This window comes from Mycetohabitans sp. B2, from assembly GCF_021733735.1.
In the GTDB taxonomy this organism is placed as follows: domain Bacteria; phylum Pseudomonadota; class Gammaproteobacteria; order Burkholderiales; family Burkholderiaceae; genus Mycetohabitans; species Mycetohabitans rhizoxinica.
Map to the genome: position 1 here is coordinate 1 of NZ_JAHKSP010000029.1, position 20,079 is coordinate 20,079.

At 63.1% G+C, this 20,079-nt stretch carries 15 protein-coding genes; 6 read left to right on the forward strand and 9 right to left on the reverse strand.

From position 1 onward, the window contains the following. The coding region (locus tag KPG66_RS06570; RefSeq protein ID WP_237070330.1) for an Rpn family recombination-promoting nuclease/putative transposase at positions 1 to 205 on the reverse strand (205 nt) is incomplete at its 3' end. A 383-nt stretch (positions 206 to 588) separates the two neighbouring features. On the opposite strand from KPG66_RS06570, the gene rpiA reads away from it, so the two are divergent. Next, positions 589 to 1,287: a ribose-5-phosphate isomerase RpiA gene (rpiA, locus tag KPG66_RS06575; protein ID WP_041753469.1), complete on the forward strand. Its 699-nt coding sequence runs from the start codon at positions 589 to 591 to the stop codon at positions 1,285 to 1,287. Between the two features lie 12 nt (positions 1,288 to 1,299). On the opposite strand, the gene KPG66_RS06580 is transcribed toward rpiA, so the two are convergent. Then, complete coding sequence (locus KPG66_RS06580; RefSeq protein WP_237070331.1) at positions 1,300 to 3,288, reverse strand: ATP-binding cassette domain-containing protein; 1,989 nt, start codon at positions 3,286 to 3,288, stop codon at positions 1,300 to 1,302. A gap of 144 nt (positions 3,289 to 3,432) precedes the next feature. On the opposite strand from KPG66_RS06580, the gene KPG66_RS06585 reads away from it, so the two are divergent. Then, a complete protein-coding gene (locus KPG66_RS06585; protein WP_041753471.1) occupies positions 3,433 to 3,912 on the forward strand; it encodes a glutathione peroxidase in 480 nt (159 codons plus the stop codon). A 256-nt stretch (positions 3,913 to 4,168) separates the two neighbouring features. On the opposite strand, the gene KPG66_RS06590 is transcribed toward KPG66_RS06585, so the two are convergent. The 7 genes from KPG66_RS06590 to dapC form a co-directional block, all read right to left on the reverse strand. Further along, entirely contained in the window at positions 4,169 to 5,380 is a 1,212-nt protein-coding gene (locus KPG66_RS06590) for a porin (protein WP_013435235.1), read from the reverse strand. Between the two features lie 513 nt (positions 5,381 to 5,893). Then, positions 5,894 to 7,339 (reverse strand): cardiolipin synthase, encoded by a 1,446-nt coding sequence (cls, locus tag KPG66_RS06595; protein WP_237070332.1) that lies wholly within the window; start codon positions 7,337 to 7,339, stop codon positions 5,894 to 5,896. Between the two features lie 191 nt (positions 7,340 to 7,530). Beyond that, a complete protein-coding gene (gene prmB, locus KPG66_RS06600) occupies positions 7,531 to 8,424 on the reverse strand; it encodes a 50S ribosomal protein L3 N(5)-glutamine methyltransferase (protein WP_237070333.1) in 894 nt (297 codons plus the stop codon). Positions 8,425 to 8,576: 152 nt separating this feature from the next. Continuing rightward, entirely contained in the window at positions 8,577 to 9,716 is a 1,140-nt protein-coding gene (dapE, locus tag KPG66_RS06605; protein ID WP_237070334.1) for a succinyl-diaminopimelate desuccinylase, read from the reverse strand. Between the two features lie 12 nt (positions 9,717 to 9,728). After that, the gene (locus KPG66_RS06610) at positions 9,729 to 10,103 is read right to left on the reverse strand and encodes an ArsC family reductase (protein ID WP_013435240.1); all 375 of its coding nucleotides are present in this window, start codon (positions 10,101 to 10,103) and stop codon (positions 9,729 to 9,731) included. Continuing rightward, complete coding sequence (gene dapD / locus KPG66_RS06615) at positions 10,104 to 10,931, reverse strand: 2,3,4,5-tetrahydropyridine-2,6-dicarboxylate N-succinyltransferase (protein WP_041753475.1); 828 nt, start codon at positions 10,929 to 10,931, stop codon at positions 10,104 to 10,106. 68 nt (positions 10,932 to 10,999) lie between these two features. Continuing rightward, on the reverse strand, positions 11,000 to 12,259 hold the full coding sequence (gene dapC / locus KPG66_RS06620) for a succinyldiaminopimelate transaminase (protein WP_157864364.1): 1,260 nt from the start codon (positions 12,257 to 12,259) through the stop codon (positions 11,000 to 11,002). A 248-nt stretch (positions 12,260 to 12,507) separates the two neighbouring features. Between dapC and smc the strand changes: the two genes are divergently transcribed. From smc to def, 4 genes are all read left to right on the forward strand, one after another. Further along, the gene (gene smc / locus KPG66_RS06625; protein WP_041753478.1) at positions 12,508 to 16,026 is read left to right on the forward strand and encodes a chromosome segregation protein SMC; all 3,519 of its coding nucleotides are present in this window, start codon (positions 12,508 to 12,510) and stop codon (positions 16,024 to 16,026) included. Positions 16,027 to 16,065: 39 nt separating this feature from the next. Continuing rightward, positions 16,066 to 17,289, forward strand: coding sequence for a cell division protein ZipA C-terminal FtsZ-binding domain-containing protein (locus tag KPG66_RS06630; RefSeq protein WP_237070335.1), 1,224 nt, complete (start codon positions 16,066 to 16,068; stop codon positions 17,287 to 17,289). Between the two features lie 192 nt (positions 17,290 to 17,481). After that, the gene (gene ligA / locus KPG66_RS06635) at positions 17,482 to 19,527 is read left to right on the forward strand and encodes an NAD-dependent DNA ligase LigA (RefSeq protein WP_237070336.1); all 2,046 of its coding nucleotides are present in this window, start codon (positions 17,482 to 17,484) and stop codon (positions 19,525 to 19,527) included. After that, positions 19,524 to 20,057: a peptide deformylase gene (def, locus tag KPG66_RS06640; RefSeq protein ID WP_013435246.1), complete on the forward strand. Its 534-nt coding sequence runs from the start codon at positions 19,524 to 19,526 to the stop codon at positions 20,055 to 20,057. Before ligA ends, def begins: the two co-directional genes overlap by 4 nt. The last annotated feature ends 22 nt before the right edge of the window (positions 20,058 to 20,079 follow it).

Genomic DNA, 20,079 nt, shown 5'->3' on the forward strand with positions numbered 1-20,079 from the left:
GCAGCGACCACAGCACGTCCGAATAGTAGGCGCGTAGATCCTCTTCCACAAAGCTGCCCGACTCCAGACGCAACGTGTCCAGGTCGCACTGCGCCAACCACTGCGTGGGCAAATGCAGGCTTAAAAAGTCCCGTGCGGTTTCCGGATGCGTGAGGAACTGCTTGAAGAGTGCATCGTGCGGCGTCATCGTCGAGGAGCGTTTCATGGCGAGCGTGGATCATGGGGGCGCTTACTTTACCACCGCCCGTTCGCAATGCCTCCACGGTAGTCCTCCGTCGCGATGACAAAAACGGATCTCTCGAACCGATTTTTGGTGCGCATTTTCTCTGTCCTTGCGTGCGCCGGATGGATTTGAGCCTGCGCGAGGTCGAGGCGAAGCGCCGCTGGTGCTGCCGTTTGCCTGCTGGGTAAAAGCGGCGCGGTGCTCAGTATGAGCTGGCAAACAAGAATCAGCATGATGCTCCACGAGCATCGTGCTAGGCTCCCGGTACAGCACCGACGGACACCGGCAAACGCTCTGCATTGAGTGACGTGGCAGCCGGTCAGGTAAACTATCACCATCCCACATTTTTCTGCAGTACTCTCCAGATGACTCAAGCAGAACTCAAGCAACTCGTTGGCCACGCGGCGGCCGATTATGTGAACACTCACGTACCAGAAGGGGCGGTAATCGGTGTCGGGACCGGCTCAACCGCGAATTGCTTCATCGATGCGCTTGCTAGCAGCCGGGACCGGTATCGCGGGGCAGTATCGAGTTCCGTTGCGACGACGAACCGGCTGCTGTCGCATGGGTTTCGCGTATTCGAGTTAGGCGATGTCGAATCGTTGCCCGTCTACGTGGACGGTGCGGACGAGATCGATCCGCATGGCGCGATGATCAAGGGCGGTGGTGGGGCATTGACGCGCGAGAAGATCGTCGCATCGGTCGCCGACGTATTCGTGTGTATCGCGGATGGCAGCAAGCTAGTGCCAACGCTCGGCACATTCCCGTTACCGGTCGAAGTCGTGCCAATGGCACGCGTGGCGGTGGCACGTCGCATCGCCCAGTTGACCGCTGGCACGCCGGTGTTGAGGCTCACGCACGACGGTGCACCATTCATGACCGACAACGGCAATGAAATTCTCGACGTCAAGGCACTGGCCATCGACGATCCCGTTGCGCTGGAGCGCGACATGAATCAATGGCCGGGCGTGGTGACCGTCGGGCTGTTCGCTGCGCGCGGTGCCGACCTGTGCCTGGTCGGCACCGAGCACGGCGTGCAGCGCATCGATTACGCGCGGCGCTAATCCCTCTCGCCTTCAGCCGATTTGCTCGAGTGCTTCGCTTAGTTCCAGCCACTCGGCTTCGAGCGCGGCGATCTTATCGCAGACTTCGGCCTGACGCCTCAGTGCGTCGGTCAGACTCGTCTTGTGCGCTGGCTCATGGCTCGACGGCGCCGCGATGAACGCTTCCAGCGAGGCTTTTTCGGTGTTCAATGCGTCCATCTGCTGCTCGATCTTACCGATCTGGTTCTGTAAAGGCTTGCGCAACTGCGCGGTCTTTTGCCGGGCCTGTGCATCGGCGCGGCGTTGTGCCTTGCGGTTGATCGCCGGGTCGGCACGGGTCATGTCTGAAGCATCGCCGTGACTTGCCGTGCCGGCACCCGGTGCTGGCGCGTCAGCCTGCGGGCCGGTCCGTTTTGCCGCTTCGCGCTGCTCGGCTGCATGTTGCAGCAGCCAGTCGCGGTAGTCGTCCAGGTCGCCGTCAAATGGCGCGATTCGGTGCTTCGCGACCAGCATAAACTGATCGGTCGTCGCGCGCAGCAAATGCCGGTCGTGAGACACGAGAATCAGCGTTCCTTCGAACTGGGCCAGTGCCATCGTCAACGCATGGCGCGTTTCGAGATCGAGGTGATTGGTCGGCTCGTCGAGCAGCAATAAATTGGGGCGTTGCCAGACAATCAATGCAAGGGCGAGGCGGGCTTTTTCGCCGCCCGAGAACGGGCGGATCGGCGTGGTGGCCATTTCGCCGCTGAAGTTGAAGCTACCCAGGAAGTCGCGCAATTCCTGCTCGCGCGTGTCCGGGGCAAGCCGAGCCAGATGTTGCAGGGGCGTGTCGTCTTCTCGCAACGTCTCGAGTTGGTGCTGCGCGAAATATCCGATCGTCAATCCTTTTGCGTTGCGTACGACACCCCCAATCGGCGCTAAGGTGCCAGCCAGCGTCTTGATCAACGTCGACTTGCCTTGGCCGTTCGCACCGAGCAAACCAATGCGCTGGCCACTCTGAATCGATACGTTGACGTCGTCGACGATCACGGCCGGCGCGCCGCCGCTGTCCGACGGATAACCGCAGCGAACCTGCTCCATCACGAGCATCGGGTTCGGGGCACATGCGGGTTCACGAAACTCGAAGGTGAGCGGTGACGACGCGTGCGCCGGCGCGATGCGTTCCATTTTTTCGAGTGCCTTCATCCGGCTTTGCGCTTGTCGCGCTTTCGTGGCCTTGGCCTTGAATCGGTCGATGAAACTGTGTAGGTGTGCGATCGTGCGCTGCTGCTTTTCGTATGCGCTTTGTTGTAACGCGAGCTGTTGCGCCCGCTGGACCTCGAATTGGCTATAGTTACCACCGTAACGCTTGATCTGGCGTTGTTCTAGGTGCAGCGTGACATTGCATACTGAGTCGAGAAATTCCCGGTCATGCGAAATGACGATCAGTGTACCCGCGTAGCGATGCAGCCAGTCTTCAAGCCACACGATGGCGTCCAAATCTAGGTGGTTCGTGGGCTCGTCTAGCAAGAGCAGGTCGGAGCGCGACATCAGCGCCTGCGCGAGGTTTAGCCGCATGCGCCAACCACCGGAAAAACTGGCGACCGGCGCCAGCGTTTGCTCGAGCGTGAAGCCTAGGCCGAGCAACAGCGCTTGCGCGCGCGCTGGGGCCGAATAGCCGTCGACATCCGCCAGTGCTGCATGCGCGAGCGCTTGCTCGGCGCCGTCGTCGGCGGCGCACGCCGCGGCGATACGTGCCTCGATGTTGCGCAATTCCGTGTCACCGTCCAGCGTGTAGTCGAGCGCGCTGCGCTCGACCGCGGGCGTTTCCTGTGCCACATGCGCGATGCGCCATGATGGCGGCAGCGCGAGTTCGCCGGCATCCGGCTGCAGTTGACCTCGTAAAAGGGCGAACAGCGTCGACTTGCCAGCGCCATTCGCGCCGATCAGGCCGGCTTTTTCGCCCGGGTTCAGCGTGAAGGTGGCTCCTTCGAAAAGCGACTTCGTGCCGCGCGACAGACTAAGTTGGTTGAAGCGGATCACGGCAGAGGACCATCATGGAGATGCGTGGAAAGACATTATTGTAGATCGGCCCGGCATCGGACAGTGGTGCGTCCGGCCGATGCCGAGCAGCCCGGAGTTGCTCTACACTGCACGTATTACCTCGTGTTCGTACAAGGAGTCCAGATGAGCCAGCTTTATTCATTCTCTGCGCGCTCGCTGCAGGGCGACGACATTTCGCTGGAGCGTTACCGCGGCAAGGTCCTGCTAATCGTCAATACCGCCAGTGAATGCGGGTTCACGCCGCAATATGCGGGGTTGCAGGCTTTGTATGAGCGATATGCGGCGCGCGGCCTGGAGATATTGGGCTTTCCGTGCAACCAGTTTGGCAAACAGGAACCGGGCGACGCGCAGCAGATCGGCGCATTTTGCGCGAAAAACTACCAGGTCACGTTCCCGATGTTTGACAAGATCGATGTCAACGGCGCCCATGCGCACCCGCTGTATCGCTATTTGACCGGGGAAGCGCCCGGCGTGCTCGGGACCGAGGCGATCAAGTGGAACTTCACCAAGTTTTTGATCGATCGGGAAGGCAGGCCGGTCAAGCGCTATGCGCCTGTCACCAAGCCCGACGCGATCGAGCCGGATATCGAAAAGTTGCTTTGAAGCGGCTGAACTTGTCGGCATACGTGCTGGTGCGTCTTCTTGTATTGGTTGGCCGACGCACGTGATGGGAGCGTGTCCTCGACGCAGGGCCCTTGCCCATCGACTAGCGGATGGCGAGACCATCGGTGGACCATGAACGCAGCTTCTTAGTGCAGCTTTCTGTGTGGCTGCGTGTCCACGCGGACACGCAGCCAGGTGTGCGCTGCTGCTGCCATGAACGAGCAGCTGTTAGCGCTTCGATCAAGACCGCGACAACTTAGAACCGGTGCACGATCCCTGCAGCGGCGGCAAATTGACTCTGCGATGACGAGGGCGCACTGTTCATCACATCGCCGATCGACGCAGTGGCCTTGACCACGCCCGTGGTGCCGTCCGGTGCCACAGTAAACGTATTGCCGCTTGCGCGCTGGTAAGCCTGCACCATGTAGATGCCGGTACGCTTGGACAGGCTATAGTACTGCGACAGATTGAACTGATTATACCGTGCTGCGTGCTCGATTCCGTTGGCCTTACTTGCGCGCGCATGGTTGTAGCCGGCAGCGAGGTCCCACACTGGGCTCGGTTTCCAGTGCAGCACGACACCCGCCGCATTGAACACGGCCTGATTACGAAAGCGCGACAGCATGCCTGGCACGTACTGTGTGTTCGTATAAGAGAGCGAAATATCAAATTCGGGCGCGAATTGCCACCCGCCTGTCACGCCGACGCGTTGTTGTGCCTGCGCGGTTTGGTACCCATAGTTGATCGCCGACACAGGGGGCTTGCCGTTGGAGGTGGTCGCCGATTGCACATCCCATTCGCCGCCACCGACGGCGGCGTTATTGATGCGTTGAAATCCCGCAGCGATACCGAGTGGTCCGTTGATATATTGCACGCCCGCACTCCACGTCGAACCACGGTACGCACTGCCGGGCACGCCCGCGAATGCATATGATCCTCCGAACTTCAGTCCATTGAGGTTGGGGGACATATAGACAATCGAACTGTTCGTACGGTACGCCAGATTAAGGGAGCTGATGTCGCCTGGGTGCGAGCCGTACGCCGTGAGCCACGTTGTCGGACTATATGGCGCGAGCAATGTGTAATAGGCTGTATATTGGCGGCCCGCCGTCACGGTCCCGAACTCAGGATGCGCCATACCCACGAATGCCTGCCGACCAAACTGAGCGTTTTTCTCGAATAGGGCTTCGCCATTTGCGCCGTTGAAACCGGCTTCCAGCGTGAATAGGGCCTTCAGCCCGCCGCCAAGATCTTCGTCGCCCTTGAAGCCGATGCGGTTACCTAACCAGACGCCGTGAGCCATCTTGATGGCCGAGCGTCCGCCATTGACCGAGCCCGGCGTTGTCTGGCTAGTTTGATAGCCAATCCCGTTGTCCACGGCTCCATATAACGTGACGTTGCTCTGTGCCCAAGCGGCATTCGCGGCAAGGCCACTAAAGGCCACAATGGTCATCGCTCGCTTCTTCATTGGTTCTCCTTTCCTGTGCAGCTGACGCTGGTCGCGCGCTGCGTGTGGCGGTTCGGTTTGGACGGATTGAAGCCGTCAAAACGCAAGCTCGGCGGCAGCCTGTCTCGGACCTATCCCCCGGCAGGACTGCACGCTACTTTGTGTCCGGCCATCCGACGGACCGTACAATCTTAATGGTAAGTGGCAAAAAGTACGGCGTTTCGCGCGGATGGCTTGTTTAGAGCGGAATCTGGCGGCCAACGCATAGCTATCAGGAAAAGATTGCGGTTCGACGAACACTTTGCGGCGTGACACTAAAGTCATCCGGGACCACGCCGTCAAAGGACGGTAACGTCGGCATTTCGAAGATCGATCCGATGGGTCGATTTGTATTAGCAATGCAATCAAACGCGTAGGCATTGCTATGAATTTTAGAGAAGAGGGCATGATGAAGCTGCATTGAAATTGTCATTGGCCGCCACGCTTCTACTGTTGACGCAGGCGGCACCCGCTTATCGCATTGAGCCCGCGCCGCTATAGAATCGGCGCGAACAGCCGCGCGACGTGCATCGCCATGCGCCGCCACGCCGGTGTGCGCGCGTATTCGCTGGCTTGGACCGGATCAGACAACGCGAAATCGGCCTCGAGCATGGCCGCGACCTCTGCGGCAAACGTGGAATCGACAGTCAATAGCATGATCTCGAAGTTCAGACGAAATGACCGATTATCGAGGTTCGCACTGCCGATTGCGGCGGCGACACAATCGATTAGCACGACCTTCTGGTGAAGGAAGCCGGGCCGATAGCGGAAGACTTGGACGCCCGCATGTGCCATGTCATGGGCGTACAGTCGGGAGGCTTCAAAAACGACGATATGATCGCGACGCGACGGAATCAGCACGCGCACGTCGACGCCGCGCATCACGGCGAGCCTGAGGGCGGCGAATACGGCCTCATCGGGTATCAAGTAAGGGCTGGTGATCCAGATGCGCTCGCGTGCCGCATGAATCGCTGCAACGAAGAACAACGAGCAGGTTTCCTGGCGGTCGGCCGGACCGCTGGCGATGACCTGGCAATGCATGTTGCCACCGCACGGGCGGATGGGCGGCGTGGTACGGGGCAGCCGCTGCGTGGCCCAGAACCAATCCTCGACGAACACGAATTCGATTTGCTTCACCACGGGCCCGCGCACTTCTATGTGCGTATCACGCCACGGCGATAATGGTGGTTTGCCACCCAAATATTCAATACCGACGTTGTGGCCGCCGATGAATGCGCGTTCGCCATCGACGACGATGATTTTGCGGTGATTGCGGAAATTAAGTTGGAAGCGGTTGACGAAGCGGCGGTTGGTGGCGAACGCATGCACCTGCACGCCGCCGGCACGCAGCGCGCTGACGTAGGCCGCTGGCAGGTCAATACTGCCGATGCTGTCATACAGCAAATGCACTTGCACCCCTTGTGCCGCCTTGGCCAGCAGTGCATCGCGCAGCATGTCGCCGACTGTGTCGGCCCGAATGATGAAGAACTGGATGAGCACGTAGTGACGTGCGGTGTCGATTGCGTCGAAGATCGCCGCAAACGTTGCCTCGCCGTTGACCAGCGTGCGCACGTGGTTGCCGGCCAAAAACGGCATGTGCGCGAGTGACGACAGTGCGGTGATCGTCTGTACGCCCAGCCGATTAACTGGCGCGCTGTCCAGCGCGTCGGATTGCGTGCCGATGTCGCCGACCAGATCCAAACGCCGCTCCCGGATCGCCTCGTACTCGACGCGTCGCGCGTCGACATAACCCTCGAAACGGCTACGCCCCAGGAAAAGGTACGGAACCAGCGTCAAGTAGGGCATCGCGACGAGCGAAACCGCCCACGCGATCGCCCCTTGCGACGTACGCGTGTGGAGAATCGCATGGCAGGCGGCGATGACGCCGAGCCCATGCGCACAAGCGACCAATGTACCGAGATGGAGCCAATCCAGTTGCATGCGGGAAAGCGGGCCAATGACAGCTCGCGCGGTGCGGCATGTCTTGCATCTTACCCGTCGTGGCGCTTTTTCGGCAGCGCCGATGTGGCGTGCATGCCGCAACGGCGCATACACTGGGGCGATGTGGCGCCGCAGCGTGCGGTTGTGTCTTCTTGTTCAGCGATGCTATACCACGACAGGGCTGCCGTGCATCATGATTGGCGACGTGGCAGGTCCGACGCGCGCAGTAGAAATACGCTGTCGTCGCCGGCGTGGGTTGGCAGCCACGTCAACGGCAGGCCCCCGAATGCAGCCTCGACGTGGGGCCGTTCGTTGCCGATTTCAATGACGAGCACCCCGTCATCGGTCAACCAGTCGCGTGCGGCGCCGATGATCCGGCGCACGATATCCATGCCGTCTGAGCCTCCCGCCAGTGCCATGGCCGGTTCGTGGCGATACTCGGCGGGCAATGCCTGCATCGACGCCTCGTTGACGTAAGGCGGATTGGCCAGAATCAAATCGTACTGGCGCTGCGGCAGCGGCTCGAACAGATCGCCTTCGAACAGTGTGACCCGCTCATTCAAGTCATAGTCGTCGACGTTGCGCTGCGCCACCTGCAGCGCGTGCGCCGACAGGTCGACCGCGTCGATCTCGGCGCCTGGGAACGCGTCGGCCGCCATGATCGCAAGGCAGCCGGAGCCGGTGCACAACTCGAGCACCGCGCCCAGTTCGTCGGGTGCGTCAATCCATGGCGACAGCCGCTCGAGCAGCAACTCGCCGATGAGCGAACGTGGCACGATCACGCGCTCATCGACATGGAAGCGATAGCCGTGTAACCAAGCTTCGTGGGTCAGATAGGCGGCCGGCAACCGCTGCGTGACGCGCCGTTCAATGATGTCGAGTACCGCGCCGACTTCCTCGTCCAGCAGACGGGCATCGAGGAAAGGGTCCAGCGTGTCGAGCGGTAGGTGCAGCGTATGGAGCACCAGATACGCGGCTTCGTCATAAGCGTTTGCACTGCCGTGGCCGAATGCCAATTGAGCTTGGTTGAAGCGGGTGACCGCGTAGCGCAGCAAGTCGCGGACGGTCGAAAACGGATGATTCATGGTAAGCGACGGCATGAGGGCCGGGTTGAGCGTTGGTGGGTAGGAAGGGGCACGGCGGCATGAGGCACCAGCGACGTATTGAGCTTGACGTCGCCGGCGGCCGGGCCAGGCTGCGTCTGGCATCGCCACGGCGGCGCCAACCGTTCCGTACGTCACACGACGAGACGCTCCAGTACGCCCCGATAAACGTTTTTCAGTGGCTCAATGTGGGCCAACTCGATATGTTCATCGACCTTGTGGATCGACGCGTTACACGGGCCAAACTCGATGACTTGCTTGCAGATTCGCGCAATAAAGCGGCCATCGGAGGTGCCGCCGGTGGTCGAGAGCACGGGGCGTATGCCGGTCTCGGCCTCGATCGCCTGCTCGATCGCGTTGGACAGCTCGCCGCGCGGTGTGAGGAACGGCATGCCGTTCAGGTTCCACGTCAATGTGTAGTCCAGCCCGTGGGCGTCGAGGATCGCGTGCACGCGCGCTTTCAACTCGTCGGGCGTCGTCGCGGTCGAGAAGCGGAAGTTGAAGTCGATACTCGCGCTGCCCGGGATGATATTGGTCGCGCCAGTTCCGGCATGCAGGTTCGATATCTGCCACGTGGTCGGTGGGAAGTATTCGTTGCCCTGGTCCCATGCTACGCGCACGAGCTCAGCCAGCGCGGGCGCGAGCAGGTGCACCGGATTCTTGGCTAAGTGCGGGTACGCGATATGACCCTGTATGCCACGCACGGTTAACGTGCCAGACAGCGAGCCGCGTCGCCCGTTCTTCACCGTGTCGCCGAAGCGCTCGCTGGAGGTCGGCTCGCCGACCACGCAGTAGTCCAGGCGTTCGCCGCGCGCTTCAAGCCGCTCGACTACCTTGACCGTGCCATAGCGCGCCGGTCCCTCCTCATCGCTGGTGATCAGCAGGCCGATCGAGCCGCGGTGCTGCGGATGGGCGGCGACGAATTCCTCGGCTGCGACGACAAAGGCGGCCAGCGACGCCTTCATGTCAGCCGCGCCGCGTCCGTATAGTCGGCCGTCGCGTCGCACCGGGACGAATGGATCGCTGCGCCATTGCTCGAGCGGCCCGGTCGGCACCACGTCGGTGTGGCCGGCGAACGCCAGCAGCTTGCCCGCCGGGCCGTCAGCGCCGCGCTTGAGCGCCCACAGGTTGGTGACACCGCCCTCGGCAATGGTTTCGCAGGTGAAGCCGAGCGCCACGAGGCGCTCAGCCATCAATGCCTGGCAGCCGGCGTCCTCGGGCGTGACGGACGCTCGGCCGATTAGGGCCTCGGTCAGGGCAAGCGTGCGGCTCATGGGCAGAAAAGGTCAGAACAGCGTTTGATACTGGTCGGCTGAGAAGCCGACCGCCTTGATGCCGTCGTCGGCCACGAGCACGGGACGCTTGATCACCGACGGCTTGTCGATCATTAATGCGATGGCGCCGTCGGTTGTGCCGGCTGCCGCCTTTTGCTCGTCGCTGAGCGCGCGCCACGTGGTGCCGCGCCGGTTCACGAGCGTGTCCAGCGGCACCTGGGCGAGCCAGTCGCGCAGCAATGCGGCGTTGACGCCGGCCTTCTTGACGTCGTGGAATGCGTACGCGACACCGTGCGCGTCAAGCCAGTCGCGCGCCTTTTTCACGGTGTCGCAGTTCGGGATCCCGTAGATGGTCAGCGCGTTGCCGCGCGACTTGCTGGTGGCCATTCAGTCGCCCCGCAGCAGTTCGTTGATGCCGACCTTCGAACGGGTCTTGGCATCGACTTTCTTGACGATCACCGCGCAGTACAGGCTGTATTTGCCGTCGGCCGACGGCAGGTTGCCGGCCACGACGACGGAACCCGGCGGCACGCGGCCGTACATGACTTCGCCGGTCTCGCGATCATAGATCTTCGTGCTCTGGCCGAGATAGACGCCCATCGAGATCACCGAGTTCTCCCCGACGATCACACCTTCGACGACTTCAGAGCGCGCGCCGATAAAGCAGTTGTCTTCGATGATCACCGGATTGGCCTGCAGCGGCTCGAGCACGCCGCCGATGCCGACCCCTCCGGACAGGTGAACGTTTTTGCCAATCTGCGCGCATGAGCCAACGGTGGCCCACGTATCGACCATCGTGCCTTCGTCGACGTATGCGCCGATGTTGGTGTACGACGGCATCAGCACGACGTTCTTCGCGATATACGAGCCGCGGCGCGCGATCGCCGGCGGCACGACACGAAAGCCGCCGGCGGCGAAGTCCTCTGGCGTGTAGTTCGCGAACTTGGACGGCACCTTGTCGTAGAACTGCGAGTAGCCGCCGGCAGCCATCGGCACGTTGTCCTCAAGCCGGAACGACAGCAGTACTGCCTTTTTCAGCCATTGGTTGACGACCCAGTCGCCGTCCTTCTTTTCGGCCACGCGAAGCGTGCCGCGGTCCAGCTCGCCGATCACGTGTGCGACAGCCTCGCGGATGTCGGCGGGGGCGGACTTCGGTGACAGCTCGGCGCGGTTTTCCCACGCGGTGTCGATGATCTGCTGCAAGGGTTGCGACATGGCTTGATGACTCGAGTGTGGTTGATATCGATGCAATGCGTGCGCGCCGCGCGGCAGGCGTCGGTGCGCTACAGGCTGTGACAGAATTGGACGATGCGTCGCGCGCCTTCGACGCATTCGGCGGTGTCTGCGACCAGCGCGATGCGCACGTAGTTGCGTCCCGGGTTGGCGCCGTGCGCGGTACGCGCGAGATAGGAGCCCGGTAGGACGGTGACATTATAGTCGGCGTACAAGCGCCGCGCGAATGCGCAATCGTCCAAGCCGGTGCGCGACACCTGCGCCCACAGGTAGAACCCCGCGTCGGGCATCGTGACATCCAGCACGTCGGCCAGCATCGGGGTGACGATGCCGAATTTCTCAACGTACTCCCGGCGGTTGTCGCGCACGTGCTGCTCGTCGCCCCACGCGGCGATGCTCGCGGCCTGGTAGACGGGGCTCAACGCCGAACCGTGATAAGTGCGGAACAATAGGAAGCGTTTCAGGATCGATGCGTCGCCTGCCACGAATCCGGAGCGCATTCCCGGCACGTTCGAGCGCTTGGACAGGCTGGAGAACATCACGATGCGCTCGAAGCCACGACCCAGTGCGTGGGCGGCCTGCAGTGCACCAAGCGGCGGGTTGCGCTCGTCGAAGTAGATCTCAGAGTAGCACTCGTCGGACGCGATAGTGAAACCGAAGCGCTCGGATAGGGCGAAAATCTCCCGCCAATCGTCCAGGCCCAACACGGCCCCGGTCGGATTGCCCGGGGAGCACACGTACAGCAGCTGCGTGCGTGCCCAGACATCATGCGGCACCGTGCCGTAATCGCATGCGTAGTGGCGGGCCGGATCGCTGTTTACATAGTACGGCTGCGCACCGGCGAGCAGCGCCGCCCCTTCGTAGATTTGATAAAACGGATTCGGGCACAGCACGACCGGCGGCTGACTCGCATCGCTTGTGCGACTGGGATCGATGACCGTTTGGGCGAACGCGAACAGCGCCTCGCGTGAGCCGACCACTGGCAGCACGTCGGTGGCCGGGTCCACCGCCGGCAATCCATAGCGGCGTTGCAGCCACGCTGCGATCGCGTGCCGCAACGGCGGCGTGCCGGCGGTCGCAGGGTACGACGCCAATCCCTCGAGCGACGCGCGGACGGCCTCGTGAACCAGCGCCGGCGTCGGATGCTTCGGCTCACCGATACCAAAACTGATCGGCGCATGGGCTGGCGAAGGGGGCACGCCGTCGAATAGCGCGCGCAGCTTTTCAAATGGATACGGTTGCAACAGGTTAAGACGCGGATTCACTAGCAGGCCTTTGTGGCGGCGTCGGGCACGGCGTCGGGCTGCCATATCGGCAGCGAGGACAGGCGCCGCCGCGTCGATGCACGCGGCCGCCGCATTGAAAGCGGGTTGATTCGCAAAGCTATAATTATAGCGTGCCTGCGCGGGCGTGCCGCCGGCACGACACGCTGCGTGACGAACGGCCCGAGCCGGTTTGGGCCGCCAATCGGCAATGGTATGATTGGGCCCGAACGTCCGGGCGCCGCATGGGTGCCGCGCGGACTCCATGCAATCTCTTTAAAACAGCGAATATCGCCGTGCGTCTGACCTCGATCAAGCTCGCTGGCTTCAAGTCCTTCGTCGATCTGACTCATTTCCAGGTGCCGGGCCAGCTCGTTGGCGTCGTCGGCCCCAATGGCTGTGGCAAGTCGAACATCATCGACGCGGTGCGCTGGGTGCTCGGCGAATCACGCGCGTCCGAGTTGCGCGGCGAATCGATGCAGGACGTGATCTTCAACGGCTCGACCGCGCGCAAGCCGGCCAGTCGCGCCAGCGTCGAGTTGGTGTTCGACAATGGCGACGGGCGGGCGGCGGGCCAATGGAGCCAATACGCAGAAATCGCGGTCAAGCGCGTGCTCACGCGTGACGGCACGTCCAGCTACTATATCAACAACCTGCCGGCGCGTCGGCGCGACATCCAGGACATCTTTCTGGGCACAGGCCTGGGCCCGCGCGCGTACGCGATCATTGGCCAAGGGATGATCGCGCGGATCATCGAGGCCAAGCCCGAGGAGTTGCGCGTCTTCCTGGAGGAGGCGGCCGGTGTGTCCAAGTATAAGGAGCGGCGCCGGGAGACGGCGAACCGCCTGAATGACACGCGCGACAACCTGACTCGCGTCGAGGATATCGTGCGCGAACTTGGCACGAACCTGGACAAGCTCGAGGGGCAGGCCATGATCGCGCAGCAGTTCAAGGCGTTGCAGGCCGAGGGCGAGGAAAAGCAGCGCCTGCTGTGGCTGCTGCGCAAGAACGAGGCGCAGGCCGAGCAGGAGCGCCAACAGCGGGCGATCGGTGCCGCGCAGGTCGAGCTTGAGGCGCAGATGGCGAGGCTGCGCGAAGTCGAGGCGCAACTGGAGACGATGCGCGTCGCGCACTACGCGGCCAGCGATGCGATGCAGGGCGCGCAAGGGACGCTGTACGAGGCCAATGCCGAGGTCAGCCGGCTGGAAGCGGAGATCAAATTCATCGTCGAGTCGCGCAATCGTGCGCAGAACCAGATTGCGGCGCTCACCGCGCAGCGGGATCAGTGGCAGAGGCAGGCCGAGCAGGCACGCGACGAACTGGCCGACGCGCACGCGTTGCTGGCCGAGGCCGAGGAGCGGGCGGCGCGCACGCAGGACGACGCGGCTGCGCAAAACGATGCGCTGCCGGCGTTGGAAGCGCGGTGGCGCGATGCGCAGGCCAAGCTCAATGACGAGCGGAGCGCGATCGCGCAAACGGAACAAGCGTTGAAGCTGGAGGCGGCGCATCAGCGCAACGCTGACCAGCAGTTGCAGCAGTTGCAGGTGCGGCTGGAGCGCCTGAGGAGTGAGCGGCAGGGGCTGGATGCGCCGGACGAGGCGCAACTTGAAGAACTGCGCATGCAGTTGGCTGAGCATGAGCAGATGCTGGACGATGCGCAGCAACGGCTCGCCGACGCGCAACAGCAGGCGCCGCAGCTAGACGAGGCGCGCCGCGCCGCGCAGGAGCGCGTGCAACAGGAAAACGCACGGATCCACCAGCTTGATGCGCGCTTGGCCGCGCTCAAGCAGTTGCAGCAAAATGTGCAGACGCAGGGCAAGCTTCAGCCGTGGCTGGACAAGCACGAACTGGCTGCGCTGCCGCGCCTGTGGAAGAAGCTGCACATTGAGCCCGGCTGGGAAATGGCGCTGGAATCGGTCTTGCGCGAGCGACTGGCCGCGCTCGAGGTCTCGAATCTGGATTGGGTCAACGCGTTTGCCACCGACGCGCCGCCGGCCAAACTCGCGTTCTATGCGCCCCCGCCGGCCGGCAAGCCGCTGCAGACGCCGGCTGGACTGCGGCCGTTGCTGGCGCTACTGCGCATCGATGACCCGGGACTGCGCGCGGTGCTCGGCGACTGGCTCGCCAATGCGTTCGTAGCCGACGATCTCGGCCAGGCACTGGCCGCGCGTGCCCAGCTGCCAGATGGCGGATGCTTTGTTGTCCAGGCCGGCCATCTGGTCACCCGCGTCGGCGTGCAACTGTATGCAGCCGATTCCGAGCAGGCCGGCATGCTTGCACGGCAACAGGAAATCGACAATCTCGGGCGCGAGGTCCGCGCCCAGGCGCTATTGGCGGATGAAGCGCGCGGCGCCGCGGTGCGCGCCGAGGCCGCGCATACGCAGGCGACGCAGGCGTTGGCCGACGCGCGGGCACAGGTCGAACGCGCGACGCAGCGGGTCCATGCATTGCAACTGGACGTGCTCAAGCTGACCCAGGCGCACGAGCGTTACACGCAACGCAGCGTGCAGATCGGCGAGGAACTCGATGAGATCGCCGCGCAGATCGACGAGCAGCGGGCCCTGCGCAGCGAGTCCGAGAGCAATTTCGAGCGTTTCGACACCGAGCTGGCTGAACTGCAGGCACGCTTCGAAGAAGAGCAGCTGGCGTTCGAGGCGCTCGACGAAACCCTGGCCGACGCACGCCAGAAGGCGCGGGAACTGGAGCGCGCGGCTCAAGATGCGGTCTATGCGCAGCGCGATGTCGCGGCCCGCATCGAGGCGCTCACGCGCAGTATCCAGGTCGCGCTGGAGCAGGACGCGCGCGTCGCCGGCGCGCTGCAAGAGGCGCGCGCGGAACTGGAAACGATCAACGAGCAAACGGCCCATACCGGGCTGCAGCAAGCGCTGGCATGGCGTAGCGAGCGTGAGAACGCGCTGCAGGCCGCGCGTGCCGAACTCGATGCGCTGACCGGCCAATTGCGGCAGGCCGACGAGCAGCGCCTGGCCGCGGAGCGCTCGCTGCAGCCGCTGCGTGACAAGATTACCGAGTTGCAGCTCAAGGAGCAGGCGGCACGGCTCAATCGCGAGCAGTTCGTCGAGCAACTGGAGGCAGCCGGCGTCGATGAGACGGCGCTGCAAGCCAAGCTCGGCGCGGACATGAAGCCATCGTACCTGCAGGGTGAGGTGACGCGAATCAATAACGCCATCACCGCGCTGGGCCCGGTGAACATGGCGGCGTTGGACGAATTGAGCGCGGCCCGCGAACGCAAGCAGTTCCTGGATGCGCAGTCGGCCGACCTGCAGCACGCGATCGAGACGCTCGAGGACGCTATCCGCAAGATCGACGAGGAGACGCGGGCGCTGTTGCAAGGCACCTTCGATGAAGTCAACCGGCATTTCGGCGAACTGTTCCCACGGTTGTTCGGCGGTGGACAGGCCAAACTAATCATGACGGGCGCGGAGATCCTCGATGCCGGCGTACAGGTGATGGCGCAGCCGCCGGGCAAAAAGAATTCGACTATCCACCTGCTGTCCGGCGGCGAGAAGGCGCTGACCGCGACGGCGTTGGTGTTTGCGATGTTCCAGCTCAATCCGGCGCCATTTTGCTTGCTGGATGAGGTCGATGCGCCGCTGGACGACGCCAATACCGAACGCTTCGCGAACCTGGTACGGGCGATGTCGGACAAGACGCAGTTCCTGTTCATCTCGCACAATAAGATCGCAATGGAAATGGCCCAGCAGTTGATCGGCGTGACGATGCAGGAACAAGGCGTGTCGCGAATCGTCGCGGTCGATATGGAAACGGCCGCGGGTTTCGCGCAGAACGCCGGGTAATGGACAGCAACACGAACAAGCATTGCTGATGGAGTCTGCATGGATGAATTGACGCTCGGATTGATAGGTGCGGGCGCAGTGGTGGTGACCGGCGTGGTCGCGTACAACGCGTGGCAGGCAGCCAAGGTACGGCGCAGAATGCCCCGGCCGATGCCGGCCGATGCGGCGGCGGAGCTGGCGCGCGCACCCGATGCGAACGAGGAACGGCCGTTCATCGAGCCCGTGGCCCCGGGTTCACGCCATGAGTCCGGTTTTGGCGCGAACCAGGCCGGGGCACGCCGCGAACCGAGTTTCGGACCGTCGGCGGCGCCCGATACGCCGGTCGATTTGCAGGCGGAAGGCGCCGGCGATGGGGTCGGCGTCGCGCAGGCCGAGCCGTGCCCCGCGCATGATGGGCAGCAGGAGCCGATCATGCCGGCTGCGACGACGATCAACGCCGCACCACCGGCGCTCGTGGATCGGCGTATCGACTGCGTCGTGCCGATCCGCATCGCAGCGCCGGTCGCCGCTGAGAAGGTGCTGCCGCTCGCGCAACGGTTGCGGCGTGCTGGTGGCAAGCCGGTGTTCATCGAGGGCAAGGCCGAAGGCGGCGAGCACTGGGAGTGGCTGCAGGCGGGCGGGCGGTACCACGAGTTGCGTGCAGCGGTGCAACTGGCCAACCGCAATGGGCCGCTGAACGAGTTGGAATTTTCGGAGTTCGTGTCCGGCGTGCAGGCTTTCGCCGATGCGCTGGATGGCGCGCCCGAGTTTCCGGACATGATGGAAACGGTGTCGATGGCGCGCGAACTGGACGGGTTCGCCGCGCAATGCGATGCCCAATTGTCGGTCAACGTGTTGTCTGACGGCGCGCCGTGGTCGGCCAATTATGTGCAGGCCGTCGCATCGCAGGACGGATTGTTGCTGTCGCGCGACGGCACGCGGTTCGTCAAGCTCGACGCCAAGCAAAATCCGGTGTTCATGTTGCAGTTCGGCGACACCAATTTCTTGCGTGACGACCTGACATACAAGGGCGGCACGATGATCACGCTGCTGTTAGACGTGCCGGTGGCCGACGAAGACATCTTGCCGTTCCGGCTGATGTGCGACTACGCGAAATCGCTCGCGCAGCGCATCGGCGCTCGGGTCGTCGACGACCAGCGCCGGCCACTGCCCGAGACGGCACTGGCGGCGATCGATACGCAACTGATGACGCTGTACGCGAAGCTGGAGCAGGCGGGTATTCCCGCCGGCTCGCCGGCGACCCGACGGCTGTTTAGCAATTGACCGACCCGGCGCGCCGGCGGCCGTTGGCCGTTGGCGGCCGCCAGTCGATGATGGGGTGCTCGGTGCGGCACCTGCGCGAGCCCGGTGCATGGCGCCGGGTTTTTTTGTGCTGTCCGTCCTGTCATAGCGCTTCCGGCGGATGCCGCCGCATGCGGCTTCCTGCGATAATTTCACCATGAACAACCGATTTGCATGTCACGCATGATGTTTCCGCCATCCGCAGACCGCCCGGCCGAGCGTGCCGCCTGGCTGCGCACGGAGCTTGATCGCGCCAATCACGCGTATTACGTGCTCGATCGACCGGAGATCCCGGATGCCGAGTATGACAAGCTGTTCAAGGAACTCGAGCAGATCGAGGCGGACCATCCAGATCTGATCACGCCCGACTCGCCCACGCAACGTGTCGGTGGTGCGGTCGCCGAAGGCTTTGCGCCCATCGTTCACGACGTGCCGATGCTGTCGCTGAACAATGGGTTCGAGGACAGCGACGTCGACGCGTTCGACAAGCGCGTCAGTGATGTGCTGCAGCACGGTGACGTCGAATACGCATGCGAGCTAAAGTTCGATGGCCTGGCAATCTCGCTGCGGTATGAGAACGGCCGCTTCGTGCAGGCTTCCACGCGTGGCGACGGCACGACTGGCGAGGATGTGACCGCGAACGTGCGCACCATTCGGTCACTGCCATTGACACTCAACGGCAACGCGGTGCCGAAAGTCATCGATGTGCGCGGCGAAGTGCTGATGTTCAAGCGCGATTTTGAGCGACTCAACGCGCGGCAGCGCGAGGCGGGCCAGCGTGAATTCGCGAACCCACGCAACGCGGCAGCCGGCAGTCTTCGGCAGCTTGATTCGAGAATCACCGCGAAGCGTCCATTGTCGTTTTTCGCGTACGGCATCGGCGTACTCGACGGCGTGCCGATGCCGGACACGCATTCGGCGCTGCTCGACTGGTACGTCAACATGGGCTTGCCGGTGAACAAGGAACGGGCGGTGGTCCGCGGTGCAGCAGGCCTGCTCGTGTTCTTCCGCGGCGTGGGCGCGCGCCGCGCGTCGCTGCCATATGACATCGACGGCGTCGTCTACAAAGTCAACCGGCGTGACGAGCAGGACCGGCTCGGTTTCGTGTCTCGTGCGCCGCGCTTTGCGCTGGCGCACAAGTTTCCGGCCGAGGAAGCGCTGACCCGGCTGCTGGCGATCGAGGTGCAGGTCGGCCGTACCGGCGCGATCACGCCCGTTGCGCGGCTCGAGCCGATCTTCGTCGGTGGCGCCACGGTGACCAATGCAACGCTGCACAATGAGGACGAGGTACGTCGCAAAGATATCCTGATCGGGGACACCGTTATCGTGCGCCGCGCCGGCGACGTGATTCCGGAAGTGGTCGGTGCTATCAAGGAGCGCCGGCCGGTCGATGCGCGGCCTTTCACGATGCCGACCCACTGTCCGGTCTGTGGCTCCGCGATCGAACGGCTGCCGGACGAGGCGATCGCGCGATGCACGGGCGGATTGGTCTGCGCCGCGCAGCGCAAGCAGGCGTTGTGGCATTTCGCGCAGCGGCGCGCACTCGACATCGATGGGCTCGGCGAGAAGATCATCGATCAATTAGTCGAGCAGAGCCTGATTCGTACGCCCGCCGACCTGTTCAGCCTCGGCTTTGCGACGGTGGCGCAACTGGACCGTTTCGCGGACAAGTCTGCGCAGAACCTGATCGACTCGTTGGAGCGCGCGCGCCATACGACGTTGCCGCGGTTCATCTATGCGCTGGGCATTCGACACGTAGGCGAGGCGACCGCAAGGGACCTGGCCCGGCATTTCGGCTCGCTCAATGCGTTGATGGACGCCAGCGAGGAGGCGCTGCTCGAGGTCAACGACGTTGGCCCCGTGGTCGCGGAGGCGATCCGCCATTTCTTCTCGGAGCCGCATAACCGGATGGTGATCGAGCAACTGCGTGCAGCCGGCGTGCAGTGGCCCGAAGGGCCGCCGGCGCCCCGGAAACCGGCCGGGCCGCTTGCCGGCATGACGGTGGTGCTGACCGGCACGTTGCCGACCCTATCTCGCGAGGCAGCGAAGGAGAGGCTGGAGGCCGCTGGCGCGAAGGTCGCGGGATCGGTGTCGAAGAAGACGAATTACGTGGTGGCCGGAGCCGACGCGGGCAGCAAGCTGACGAAGGCCGAGGAGTTGGGCATTCCGATTGTTGACGAAGAAGGGATGCGTAGGCTTTTAGAGGGTGAACAGCAATGATTCACGAAATTCTCAAAATGGGCGACCCGCGTCTGTTGCGCATGGCGAAACCGGTGGACAGGTTCAATACGCCGGAATTGCATCAACTGATCCAAGATATGTTCGAGACGATGCGCGCAGCCAACGGCGCGGGATTGGCCGCGCCGCAGATCGGCGTGGATCTGCAAGTCGTGATCTTTGGCTTCGGGCAGAACGCGCGCTATCCGGATGCGCCGGCCGTACCGGAGACCGTGCTGATCAACCCGATGATCACCCCCGTTTCGCTGGACATGGAAGAAGGATGGGAGGGCTGCCTGTCGGTGCCGGGACTGCGGGGCATTGTCAGCCGCCTGTCGATGATCCGCTATGAAGGTCATGACCAGTACGGCCAGCCGATCGACCGTATCGCCGAGGGGTTTCATGCGCGGGTAGTGCAGCATGAGTGCGATCATTTGATCGGCAGGCTGTATCCGATGCGCATTACCGATTTTTCGAACTTCGGTTTCACCAAAGTGCTGTTCCCGGACCTGGATCCTTTGTCCGACGATTGACACAGGCCCGCGTCGCCGGCGG